At 60.3% G+C, this 11,649-nt stretch carries 9 protein-coding genes; 8 read left to right on the top strand and 1 reads right to left on the bottom strand.

Translation table 11 applies throughout. The features are described from left to right. Window positions 1–22: 22 nt before the first annotated feature. Entirely contained in the window at window positions 23–1,633 is a 1,611-nt protein-coding gene (locus tag AC4CWF_RS18500) for a phosphoenolpyruvate carboxykinase (protein WP_491283076.1), read from the bottom strand. Between the two features lie 327 nt (window positions 1,634–1,960). Here AC4CWF_RS18500 and chvI point away from each other — a divergent pair, with 327 nt between their 5' ends. The 8 genes from chvI (at window position 1,961) to tsaE (ending at window position 11,642) form a co-directional block, all read left to right on the top strand. Then, window positions 1,961–2,683 carry a two-component system response regulator ChvI gene (gene chvI / locus AC4CWF_RS18505; RefSeq protein ID WP_210106877.1) on the top strand — a complete coding sequence of 241 codons (723 nt, stop codon included), beginning with the start codon at window positions 1,961–1,963 and terminating at the stop codon, window positions 2,681–2,683. A 68-nt stretch (window positions 2,684–2,751) separates the two neighbouring features. Beyond that, window positions 2,752–4,536: a stimulus-sensing domain-containing protein gene (locus tag AC4CWF_RS18510; RefSeq protein WP_491283077.1), complete on the top strand. Its 1,785-nt coding sequence runs from the start codon at window positions 2,752–2,754 to the stop codon at window positions 4,534–4,536. Next, window positions 4,533–5,006: an HPr kinase/phosphorylase gene (locus tag AC4CWF_RS18515; protein ID WP_491283078.1), complete on the top strand. Its 474-nt coding sequence runs from the start codon at window positions 4,533–4,535 to the stop codon at window positions 5,004–5,006. The genes AC4CWF_RS18510 and AC4CWF_RS18515 overlap by 4 nt, the downstream gene beginning before the upstream one ends. A gap of 121 nt (window positions 5,007–5,127) precedes the next feature. Continuing rightward, window positions 5,128–5,529, top strand: a complete 402-nt coding sequence (locus AC4CWF_RS18520; RefSeq protein ID WP_491283079.1) for a PTS sugar transporter subunit IIA — start codon at window positions 5,128–5,130, stop codon at window positions 5,527–5,529. 8 nt (window positions 5,530–5,537) lie between these two features. After that, entirely contained in the window at window positions 5,538–5,813 is a 276-nt protein-coding gene (locus AC4CWF_RS18525; protein ID WP_491285499.1) for an HPr family phosphocarrier protein, read from the top strand. Between the two features lie 144 nt (window positions 5,814–5,957). Beyond that, window positions 5,958–7,358, top strand: a complete 1,401-nt coding sequence (gene ahcY / locus AC4CWF_RS18530) for an adenosylhomocysteinase (protein ID WP_491283080.1) — start codon at window positions 5,958–5,960, stop codon at window positions 7,356–7,358. Between the two features lie 193 nt (window positions 7,359–7,551). Beyond that, a complete protein-coding gene (locus AC4CWF_RS18535) occupies window positions 7,552–10,131 on the top strand; it encodes an ATP-binding protein (protein ID WP_491283081.1) in 2,580 nt (859 codons plus the stop codon). Next, a complete protein-coding gene (tsaE, locus tag AC4CWF_RS18540; protein ID WP_491283083.1) occupies window positions 10,128–11,642 on the top strand; it encodes a tRNA (adenosine(37)-N6)-threonylcarbamoyltransferase complex ATPase subunit type 1 TsaE in 1,515 nt (504 codons plus the stop codon). Before AC4CWF_RS18535 ends, tsaE begins: the two co-directional genes overlap by 4 nt. Window positions 11,643–11,649 lie beyond the last annotated feature (7 nt).

Raw genomic sequence — 11,649 nt, forward strand, 5'->3', positions numbered from 1 at the left:
GCTCATTGTTCCACGTGAATCCTCACTCGGCGGCGGCAAGCACGCCGGGGGCCGCGTCGCGCACCTTGCTGTCCACATGGTTCTCGAACTTGGTGAAGTTCGAGATGAACATGTTGACCAGCTTTTGCGCCTGCGCGTCATAGGCTTGCGCATCGGCCCAGGTGGACCGCGGGTCGAGGATGGTGCTGTCCACCTCAGGCACGGCGACCGGCACGGCAAAACCAAAGTTCTCGTCGGTGCGGAACTCTGCCTTCTTCAGCTCGCCCGTCAGCGCTGCCGTCAGAAGCGCGCGGGTGGCCTTGATCGGCATGCGGCGGCCGATACCGTAGGCGCCACCGGTCCAGCCGGTGTTGACCAGCCAGCAATCGACCTCATGCTTTGCAATCAGATCGCGCAGCAGATTGCCGTATTCCGTCGGATGACGCGGCATGAACGGTGCGCCAAAGCAGGTGGAGAAGGTGGCTTCCGGTTCGGTCACGCCCTTTTCCGTGCCGGCAACCTTGGCGGTATAACCGGAGAGGAAGTGGTACATGGCCTGTTCCGGCGTCAGCCGGGCAATCGGCGGCATCACGCCAAAGGCATCGGCCGTCAGCATGATGATCGTCTTCGGATGCGGCGCAAGACCGGTTGCCGACGCGTTCGGAATGAAATGCAGCGGATAGGCGCTGCGGGTATTTTCCGTGAGCGACGTGTCATCGAAGTCAGGCACGCGGTTTTCGTCCATCACGACGTTTTCCAGCACGGTGCCGAAGCGGCGGGTGGCCGCGTAGATTTCCGGCTCGGCTTCGGCCGACAGGCGGATCGCCTTGGCGTAACAACCACCTTCGAAGTTGAAGATGCCGTTTTCGCCCCAGCCATGCTCGTCATCGCCGATCAGCGTGCGGTTCGGATCGGCAGACAGCGTCGTCTTGCCGGTGCCCGACAGGCCGAAGAACACGGCCGAATCACCGGCGGGGCCGACATTGGCCGAGCAGTGCATGGGCATGACGCCCTTTTCGGGCAGCAGGTAGTTGAGAACCGTAAAGACGGACTTCTTGTTTTCGCCGGCATAAGACGTGCCGCCGATCAGCACGAGGCCGTTCGTCAAGTCGCAGGCGATCACGGTTTCCGAGCGGCAGCCATGGCGGGCCGGATCGGCGCGGAAGCTCGGCAGGTTGATGATCGTCAGCTTCTGCTGGAAGGAGGGCAGCGTCGAGCGATCCGGGCGAATCAGCAGGTTACGGATGAACAGCGCGTGCCAGGCAAGTTCGGTCACCATGCGGGTGGGCAGCGCATTGTCCACATCAGCACCGCCGATCAGGTCCTGCACATAAAGCGTGCGGCCGGCGGCATGGGCCAGCATGTCCTGACGCAGGATCTCGAAATGCTCCGGCGACATCGGCTTGTTGTTGTCCCACCAGATTTTCGGATCGGTGTTTTCATCGCGAACGACGAACTTGTCCTTCGGCGAACGGCCTGTGTGTTGGCCCGTGACGGCACGCAATGCGCCATCCACCGTCAGCTCTGCTTCACCCGAACGCAGCGCTGCTTCGTACAGTTCGCTCTCGTTCAGATTGTAGTTGACGCGCGCCGCACCGCCAAGACCGATGGCCGCAATGCCATTCGACGGATTGTAAACACCGAGTGCCTCCATGTCGCGCTTCCCTTCAGCTGACGTTGGTAATGAGACAAGGCTAAACAGCGTTTTTTAAAAGAGCAAGAGAGAAAATGGAATTACGTCAATAAAATCAATTATTTAATCGATTTAAAAACTTTTCGTTCTGTTTAAATCGTTTAAAGGCGAAGAAATGTTCGGATTCTCGCGCACCCTTGAGAGCCTTGCTGGGAGAGGCCAAAACACCCTCCCCTTTATCTTTGCCACAATTTGTTCCACCTTTATCCTCAAGACACGCAAACCCGGACAGTCGTCCGGCTGGGCCACAATCCAGGAGATGCGTTGAGAATGGCGGAGATAGACAGAATGCAAACAGTCGCGTTGGTGGACGACGATCGCAATATTCTAACGTCAGTGTCGATTGCACTGGAGGCGGAAGGATATCGCGTTGAGACCTATACGGACGGTGCTTCTGCGCTTGACGGACTTCTGGCCCGCCCGCCGCAGCTGGCGATTTTCGATATCAAGATGCCGCGCATGGATGGCATGGAACTGTTGCGCCGCCTGCGCCAGAAATCCGATATGCCGGTGATCTTCCTCACCTCCAAGGATGAGGAAATCGATGAATTGTTCGGCCTGAAGATGGGCGCCGACGATTTCATCACCAAGCCGTTTTCGCAGCGCCTTCTTGTCGAGCGGGTCAAGGCGATCCTGCGCCGCGCAACGAGCCGCGAAGGCCAGGCAGCGCCGGGCACGCCAAAAGCCATTGCCGATCAGGCAGCCCGCACACTGGAGCGGGGACAGCTCGCCATGGACCAGGAACGCCATACCTGCACCTGGAAGGGCGAGCCGGTGACGCTGACGGTGACGGAATTCCTCATCCTGCATTCGCTGGCGCAGCGCCCGGGCGTAGTCAAAAGCCGCGATGCCCTGATGGATGCCGCCTATGACGAACAGGTCTATGTGGACGATCGCACCATCGACAGCCATATCAAGCGCCTTCGCAAGAAGTTCAAAATGGTTGACGGCGATTTCGATATGATCGAAACGCTCTACGGCGTAGGCTACAGGTTCCGCGAAGCGGCCTGAATGGCTGCAGACATACGCGCAGCACATCGACCGCCAGGACGGCAGGCGGTTGCGTGAAAGGTGAAGGCGTGGCCGATCAGGCAATACAATCCGGCGAAACGGAAGGGGCGGAGGCAAGAAGCACCCGCCCGACGCGAAGGCTATGGTCGCATCCCTTCACGCTCATTCGCCGCATTTTCGGCAATGCGGTGTTTTCGAGCCTCACCCGCCGCATCCTGTTCTTCAACATTGCAGCGACCGTGGTTCTGGTGGCGGGTATTCTCTACCTCAACCAGTTCCGCGAGGGCCTGATCGATGCCCGCGTCGAAAGCCTGCTGACGCAAGGCGAAATCATTGCCGGCGCGATTTCGGCTTCGGCCTCCGTCGATACCAATTCCATCACCATCGATCCCGGCAAACTTCTGGAACTGCAGGCCGGCCAGAGCATCACGCCGGTGCCGAACGATGAGGATCTCGGTTTTCCGATCAATCCGGAGCGGGTGGCGCCTGTGCTGCGGCGACTGATTTCGCCGACCCGCACGCGCGCGCGCCTGTTTGATGCCGATGCCAATCTGCTGCTTGATTCGCGCCATCTCTATTCACGCGGCCAGGTGCTGCGCTACGACCTGCCGCCGGTGGAAAGCGAAACCGCCACCTGGAACGAGTGGTTTGCCAGCATCGTCAACCGCGTGCTGCAACCCGGAAATCTCCCGGCCTATCGCGAGGCACCGGGCGGCGACGGCTCCATCTATCCGGAAGTGATGAATGCGCTGACCGGCGTGCGCGGCGCCGTGGTGCGCGTCACCGACAAGGGCGAACTCATCGTTTCGGTCGCCGTGCCCGTCCAGCGTTTCCGTGCCGTGCTCGGCGTGCTGCTGCTTTCCACGCAAGCCGGCGACATCGACAATATCGTCCATGCCGAGCGGCTGGCGATCATGCGCGTGTTTGGCGTTGCAACGCTCGTCAACATTCTTCTGTCGCTGCTGTTGTCGTCTACTATTGCCAACCCGCTGCGCCGCCTGTCAGCCGCCGCCATCCGCGTGCGCCGCGGCGTGAAGCAACGCGAGGAAATTCCGGATTTTTCCGCGCGTCAGGACGAAATCGGCAACCTCTCGATTGCGCTGCGCGACATGACCAACGCGCTCTATGATCGCATCGATGCCATCGAAAGCTTTGCGGCCGACGTCAGCCACGAGCTGAAGAACCCCCTCACCTCGTTGCGCAGCGCGGTGGAAACCCTGCCGCTGGCGAAAAACGAGGATTCCAAGCAGCGCCTCACCGCCATCATCCTACATGACGTGCGCCGCCTCGACCGGTTGATCACCGATATCTCCGATGCTTCGAGACTGGATGCCGAATTGGCCCGCTCGGATGCGGCACCGGTGGACATGGAAATGCTGGCGAGCAACCTTGTCGACATCTCGCGCCAGATCCGCACCGGCCGCAAGCCTGTCGATATCGAGCTTTCGGTCGATCACAAGCCCGGCGTGAAGACCAGCTACCGCGTGCATGGCCACGACTTGCGCCTTGGCCAGATCATCACCAACCTCATCGAAAACGCCCGCTCCTTCGTGCCTGATAAGGGCGGGCGCATTTCCGTCAAGCTCTACAAGAACCGAGACAACTGCGTGGTGCAAGTGGATGACAATGGACCCGGCATCCGCGCCGAAGACATTGACCGGATTTTCGAGCGTTTCTACACCGACCGCCCGGAAGGCGAGAGCTTTGGCCAGAACTCCGGCCTTGGCCTCTCCATCAGCCGCCAGATTGCCGAAGCGCACGGTGGCACGTTGAAGGCTGAAAACCTGACGGATGGGAAAAACGTCACCGGCGCCCGCTTCACCCTGTCCCTTCCAGCCGGGGAGGCTGCGTGAGGGAGGCTCAACACAATATTCATGGCACGGCGATCGTCATCGGCACACGCGGCCTTCTCTTTTGCGGCCCCTCCGGCAGCGGCAAATCGACAATGGCCTTGGCTTGCCTCAATGCAGCGCACCAAGCCGGCGCCTTTGCCGCCCTCATTGCCGACGATCAGGTTTTCGTGACGGCGCGCGAAAATGCCGTGATCGCCTCAAGACCGTCTTCCATCGCCGGCCTGATCGAGATCCGCCATAGCGGAATTGCAAGGGTTTCCAGTATCGGCAAGGCTGTCCTCAATCTGGCCATCGCTCTCGTCACCGAGGATGAAGCAGAACGCCTTCCACCGGACGATGAACGGCTGGATCTTGGGGCAGCCGGCAGCCTGCCGCTGATGCGATTGTTGCGCGGCACACATCATCCATTGGCAATCCTTTCTGCCCTTCGGCCCGAACTCAGAGGAGAACATCCGTTTTCATGCGTGTGATCCGAAGATTTTTAGCTTGCACTTCGACTTTACATGGACAAGATGGCTTCCCACCGCCATTGGTCCTGTTGCAGTGCGAAAAGAGACCGAGCGTATCCGTATCCTGGGGGGTGATTTCAATATGATCGGACTGGTGCTTGTCACCCATGGCAAGCTGGCTGAGGAATTTCGTCATGCCCTCGAGCATGTCGTGGGCCCTCAGAAAAACATCGAGACTGTCTGTATCGGTCCAGAGGACGATATGGACCAGCGGCGGCAGGATATCGTGGATGCGGTGGGCAGAGTCGACAGCGGCAATGGCGTCGTCATCCTCACCGACATGTTCGGCGGGACCCCGTCCAATCTCTCGATTTCCGTGATGAACAGCGGCAAGATCGAGGTGATCGCCGGCGTGAACCTGCCGATGCTGATCAAGCTCGCCGGCGTGCGCGCCGATAATGACATGGCAAAGGCTCTCGCCGACGCAGCCGATGCCGGCCGCAAGTACATCAACGTTGCCAGCCGTGTGTTGAGCGGCAAATGAACACCCAGATGCAAGCCCTGACCCGAGAACTGCTGATCATCAACAAACGCGGCCTGCACGCACGCGCTTCGGCGAAATTCGTGCAGATGGTGACGGGTTTTGACGCCGAGGTCAGCGTCTCCAAGGACGGCATGACCGTCGGCGGCACCTCCATCATGGGCCTGATGATGCTGGCGGCCAGCCCCGGCTGTTCCATCGAAGTAAGCGCCACCGGCACCGATGCCGAGGCAGCCCTCGAGGCGCTCACGCAACTCATCGCCGATCGATTTGGCGAAGAGATGTAACGATCATATAAAGACTTCTTTATATCATTATTGCTAGTTTTCGGGAAGCCTGCTAAACGGCAGGCAAGGTCGTTGCCCTGTGCGACGGCACCTGTGTTGCTGCTTGCCGATGAGCGGTAGCCCCTGCAAAGCTGGAGAGCCACCATGAGCATTGAGAAAGATTACATCGTCGCCGACATCGCGCTTGCCGATTACGGGCGCAAGGAACTCGACATTGCCGAAACCGAAATGCCGGGCCTGATGTCCTGCCGCGAAGAGTTTGGTACATCCAAGCCTCTGTCCGGCGCACGCATTTCCGGCTCGCTGCACATGACGATCCAGACCGCCGTTCTGATCGAGACGCTGAAGGTTCTGGGCGCCGAGGTGCGCTGGGCCTCCTGCAACATTTTTTCCACCCAGGATCATGCCGCCGCCGCCATTGCCGCTGCCGGCATTCCTGTCTTCGCCGTCAAGGGCGAGAGCCTGACCGAATACTGGGATTACACCGACCGCATCTTCCAGTGGACCGATGGCGGCACCTCCAACATGATCCTCGATGATGGCGGCGATGCCACCATGTACATCCTGCTGGGCGCACGCGCTGAAGCGGGCGAGGATGTTCTCTCCGTTCCGGGTTCGGAAGAAGAAGAAATCCTGTTCGCGCAGATCAAGAAGCGCCTCAAGGCTTCGCCCGGCTGGTTCACCAAGCAGCGCGATGCGATCAAGGGCGTCACCGAAGAAACCACCACCGGCGTTCACCGTCTCTATGATCTCGCCAAGAAGGGCCTGCTGCCCTTCCCGGCCATCAACGTCAACGACAGCGTCACCAAGTCGAAGTTCGACAACAAATACGGCTGCAAGGAATCGCTGGTCGATGGCATCCGCCGCGCAACCGACGTGATGATGGCCGGCAAGGTTGCCGTCGTCTGCGGTTATGGCGACGTAGGCAAGGGCTCGGCCGCTTCGCTGGTCGGTGCCGGTGCGCGCGTGAAGGTGACGGAAGTCGACCCGATCTGCGCCCTGCAGGCTGCCATGGACGGTTTTGAAGTGGTGCAGCTCGAAGACGTCGTTTCGTCTGCCGATATCTTCATCACCACCACCGGCAACAAGGACGTCATCCGCATCGAGCATATGCGCGAGATGAAGGACATGGCGATCGTCGGCAACATCGGCCACTTCGACAACGAGATCCAGGTCGCCGCGCTGAAGAACCTGAAGTGGACGAACATCAAGCCGCAGGTGGACATGATCGAGTTCCCCAAGGGCAACCGCATGATCATCCTGTCGGAAGGCCGTCTGCTCAATCTCGGCAACGCCACCGGCCATCCGTCCTTCGTCATGTCGGCCTCGTTCACCAACCAGGTGCTCGGCCAGATCGAGCTGTTCACCAAGCCTGCCGAATACAAGCCGGGCGTCTATATCCTGCCCAAGCACCTCGACGAAAAGGTCGCGCGCCTGCATCTGGCCAAGCTCGGCGTGAAGCTGACTGAGCTTTCCACCGAACAGGCGGCCTATATCGGCGTGTCCCAGCAGGGCCCGTTCAAGGCAGACCACTACAGGTACTAATTTTCACTAAACTATCCACAATATATGGTAGCCGCGCACTTGACAAATGCGCGGCTTCTTTTTTTGCCGCCACCCTTTGCCCGGATTCCCGAAGCAGTTATTGTTCTCAGACTTGATTCGCGCACCTGTTTCGTGTCGCGCGGACTGGGATGTCTTGTCGGCGATGCGGCACATGGGACGGAGACAGACCCGAATGGCGGTAAATTCCACAGCTCCTCTTGTAGGGGCTCCAATAGATGTTGGTTGCGACGAGGCACCGGCATCGACACATATTCTGAAGGCTGAGGGCCTGGCGAAAGCCGGGCGCTTTCGCTTCAATCGACTGTATCGTCTGGTACGGGCGGGCCTTGCGGGCACGGCGCTTTCCGGTTTTGCCGGTGCAGCGTTTGCGCAGGATGCCGCCTATGGCGCAACACGGCTGTTCACCTCGTCCGAGGTGATCTTCTCGTCGCTGGCCATCGGTGCGATTGCAGCAGCGCTGCTGTCCACCATCTGGCTGGTGCGCCAGCGCGGCAATCTGGAGGCCGAAAGCGAGGACATGCGCAGCGCGCTGTCTGAAGCTCAGCAGCGTATTTCCAAATACGAAGCGCTGATTGCCGACAAGAACCGCCGGATCGTGATCTGGGAAGCAGGGCCCTCGCGCCCGGAATTCCTCGGCCAGCTGCCGGCGGAAACCGGTGCGCCACAGGAAGACCGCGAGTTTCTTGCCTTTGGCAAATGGCTCCGGCCGCATTCGGCTGCAGAGCTTGAGCGCGCCATAGAGACGCTGCGCGGCCATGCCCGCAGTTTCGAAATGGTGGTGGAGACGCAGCGCGACGAAATTCTCGAAGTGCAGGGTCGGGTCTCCGGCGGCAAGGCTTTCATCCGCTTTATCGCGCTCAACAATCTTCGCGCGGAACTCGCGGAGTTGAAGATCGAGCGCGAACGCCTCGTCACCTCCATGGGTCTGTTCCAGTCGCTGCTCGATGCACTGGAACAGCCGGTCTGGCACCGTGATCCCGATGGCAATCTGGCCTGGGTCAATCATGCCTATGGCGAAGCCGTGGAAGCGGCAAACGCGGCGCAGGCCGTCGAAGAAGGCCGCGAGTTTCTCGGAACCATCGCGCGCGAAAAGATCCGCGCCAGCGCCACCATCGCCTCCCCCTTCCATGAGCGGGTCTCGACCGTGGTGCGCGGCAATCGCAGCGTTTTTGACGTGGTGGATGTGATCGGCAAGGGCGGATCTGCCGGTATGGCAGTGGATGTCTCGGAGGCCGATGCCATCCGTGCCGAACTGACGCGCACGCTCAAAAGCCATGCCGAGACGCTCGACCATTTGGCAACGCCCGTTGCCATCTTCGACCGCGACCAGCGACTGCAGTTTTATAACCAGGCCTTTGCGCGCCTGTGGGATCTCGATCTCGGCTTCCTGGAAAGCCGGCCTGACCACAACGAGCTTCTCGACCGGCTGCGCAGCCAGAACAAGCTGCCGGAGCAGCTGAACTGGCGCAACTGGAAGGAAAGCGTGCTTTCCGTCTACCGGTCGCTGGATACCCAGACCAACCGCTGGCACCTTCCGAACGCCCAGACCCTGCAGGTGATCGCCACCGCGCATCCACAGGGCGGCGTGACCTGGGTGTTTGAAAACCTCACCGAACAGGTGGATCTGGAAACCCGTTACAACACGCTGGTCAAGGTGCAGGGCGAAACCATCGATCATCTGGCCGAAGGCGTTGCCGTGTTCGGGCCGGACGGGCGCATCCGCCTCTCCAACCCGGCGTTTCGCGCCATCTGGGGCATCACCGACGACCAGACAAAACCCGGCACCCATATCAAGGCCATCGAAGCGGCCTGCGCCATGGAATACGACAAGCCGGATGGCTGGCGTCTGTTTGGCCAGATGCTGACCAATTTCGATGACGAGCGCCCCTCGCTGCAGGGAACGTTCGAGCTTTTCTCCGGCATCGTGCTGGATTACGCGGTCATTCCGCTGCCGAATGCCCAGACCATGCTGACCTTCGTCAACATGACCGACAGTGCGCGTGCCGAACGGGCATTGAAGGAAAAGAACGAAGCGCTGCGCAAGGCGGACGAGCTGAAGAACGATTTTGTTCAACACGTCTCCTACGAGTTGCGCTCGCCGCTTACCAACATCATCGGCTTTACCGATCTGTTGAAGACGCCGGGCATCGGTCCGCTCAACGAGCGCCAGACGGAATATGTCGACCATATCTCCACATCTTCGGCGGTGCTGCTCACCATCGTCAACGATATCCTCGATCTGGCAACCGTCGATGCCGGCATCATGGAGCTGAACTATACCGAGATGGACATTGACGATCTGCTGGATGACGTCGCCATGCAGATCTCCGACCGGCTTTACGAAAACTCCGTGACGCTGGAAATCATAGCGGCGAAAAATCTCGGCACGATTGTCGCAGATCAGCAGCGCCTGAAGCAGATCCTGATCAAGCTCGTCACCAATGCGGCCAATTTCTCTCCGGAAGGCGCGACGGTTACCTTGAGCAGTTGGCGCAAGGGTTCGGACTTCTTTTTCTCCGTCGCCGACCATGGCCCCGGAATGAGCGAAGACATGCTGAAGACGGTGTTCGACCGTTTCTCCAGCGGCAAGGGCGGCAAGAAAAGCGGCGCAGGGCTTGGGCTGTCCATCGTTGAAAGCTTCGTCACGCTGCATCATGGCGATGTCAAGATCGACAGCCAGACCGGTGAAGGAACCACCGTCACCTGTCGAATCCCGAGCGCCATCACCGCCCGGTCCATTGCCGCCGAATGAACGACAACGCCCCTCTCCAGCTTGACCTCTTGAGCGAGGCGGACACGATCCGTCTCGGTGAAGACTTGGCCCTCGCGCTGAAGACCGGCGATTGCCTGGCGCTGTCGGGCGACCTCGGCGCTGGCAAATCGACGCTGGCGCGGGCTTTCCTGCGCGCCATGGCAGACGATGATGATCTGGAAGTGCCAAGCCCTACCTTTACGCTGGTGCAGGCCTATGATCTGCGCATTCCTGTCGCCCATTTCGATCTCTACCGATTGGCCGATGGTTCTGAGCTGGATGAACTGGGTTTTGACGAAGCGCTGAACGACGGCATATGCCTCGTTGAATGGCCTGAGATGGCCGATGCGCAACTGCCAGGTGACCGGATCCGCCTCACCCTCGTGCATGACGGCGAAGGCCGGCGGGCGGAATTTAACGGCCCGAAAGCCGCGCTCGATCGCATTCGCCGGGTGCTGGCCATCCGCGCCTTTCTCCAGACCCACGGTCATGGCGATGCCCGGCGGCGCTTCCTGACCGGCGATGCGTCCCTGCGCGCCTATGAAACGATCACCGGCATCGACGGCAAACCCACCATCCTGATGGACTGGCCGCTTCGCCCGGAAGGTCCGCCGGTGCTGGATGGAAAACCCTATCCGAAGGTCGCGCATCTCGCCGAAGACGCCTATCCCTTCGTCGCCATTGCCGAACATTTGCGGCGCATGGGGCTTGCCGCACCGGAAATTCTGGCGGTCGACTATGCAGCCGGGATCCTGCTGATCGAGCATCTGGGTTTTGACGGCGTGCTGGATGAAGACGGGCAGCCGATCGGGGAGCGTTACCGCGAAAGCATCGCCTGCCTTGCGCACCTGCACCAAAGCCCGCTGCTGCGGGAACTTCCGGTCACGCCCGACCATACGCACAAGGTGCCGGACTTCGATCCCGTCGCCATGAAGATCGAGACCCGGCTGATCCTCGACTGGTATCTGCCGTGGCAGCGAGGCGGCGGCACCGTCAGCGAGGCGGAACGGCTGGCCTATGGCGCGATCTGGGATGGCCTGATCGAAAAGCTTGGGGCTTGCGAGCACCACCTGCTGCTGCGCGACATGCATTCGCCCAACCTGATCTGGCGCGCAGAACAGAGCGGGCTCCAGCGCGTCGGCCTTATCGATTTCCAGGATGCGATGATCGGCCCGACCGCTTATGACGTTGCTTCGCTGGTGCAGGATGCCCGCGTCACCATTCCGCCTGCCCTTGGCGAGGACCTGTTGCAGCATTATCTCACGCTGCGCCACCAGCGCGGCAAATTTGATGAGGCCGGGTTCCGGCAAGCCTTTGCGATCATGGCAGCACAACGCAATTGCAAACTCGCCGGCCTCTGGGTGCGCCTGAAAGACCGCGACGGCAAGCCGGGATACATGAAGCATATGCCGCGCACGCTTGCCTATCTCGCATCCGCCCTGCAACATCCGGTGCTTGCGCCCTTGCGCGATTGGATGGCAGAAGCTGGAATAGAGTTTAGACAGTCATAGGTTCCGG

It is taken from the genome of Neorhizobium sp. PAMB6630 (assembly GCF_058242775.1).

What these genes read in the sequence shown, in the direction of transcription:
- AC4CWF_RS18500 (WP_491283076.1), bottom strand. Translation starts at nt 1,633, where the DNA reads ATGGAGGCACTCGGTGTTTACAATCCGTCGAATGGCATTGCGGCCATC.
- chvI (WP_210106877.1), top strand. Translation starts at nt 1,961, where the DNA reads ATGCAAACAGTCGCGTTGGTGGACGACGATCGCAATATTCTAACGTCA.
- AC4CWF_RS18520 (WP_491283079.1), top strand. Translation starts at nt 5,128, where the DNA reads ATGATCGGACTGGTGCTTGTCACCCATGGCAAGCTGGCTGAGGAATTT.
- AC4CWF_RS18525 (WP_491285499.1), top strand. Translation starts at nt 5,538, where the DNA reads ATGCAAGCCCTGACCCGAGAACTGCTGATCATCAACAAACGCGGCCTG.
- ahcY (WP_491283080.1), top strand. Translation starts at nt 5,958, where the DNA reads ATGAGCATTGAGAAAGATTACATCGTCGCCGACATCGCGCTTGCCGAT.
- AC4CWF_RS18535 (WP_491283081.1), top strand. Translation starts at nt 7,552, where the DNA reads ATGGCGGTAAATTCCACAGCTCCTCTTGTAGGGGCTCCAATAGATGTT.
- tsaE (WP_491283083.1), top strand. Translation starts at nt 10,128, where the DNA reads ATGAACGACAACGCCCCTCTCCAGCTTGACCTCTTGAGCGAGGCGGAC.